Raw genomic sequence first — 245 nt, forward strand, 5'->3', positions numbered from 1 at the left:
ATGGTCGAAACCCCGTCGTGTCTGTATTCGATCAATCCGTGAAGCAGGAGAACTCCTCTTTCAACACGCATTCATTGTGACTAATCTATCCGATAATGTCTCACCTGAAGTCATATTCTCTCTTTACTGCAAGCGAGGGACAATGGAGAATTTCATCAAAGAAGCGAAAGGTGGCTTTTATTTCGATAAAACAGATAGTCCACGCTTCTTAGAAAATCATGTCAGAATGATGATTAGTCTGCTTG

The 245-nt window shown here is 41.2% G+C and carries 1 protein-coding gene; it reads left to right on the forward strand.

Features of this window, described 5'->3' with window-relative positions; all coding sequences use genetic code 11:
• Window positions 1-245 (forward strand): transposase (locus ACEN33_RS12615; RefSeq protein ID WP_407095229.1); only part of this gene is annotated, 245 nt, incomplete at both ends.

Origin of the sequence: Ruoffia sp. FAM 24228, from assembly GCF_045528575.1 — a bacterium.
In the GTDB taxonomy this organism is placed as follows: Bacteria; Bacillota; Bacilli; order Lactobacillales; family Aerococcaceae; genus Ruoffia; species Ruoffia halotolerans.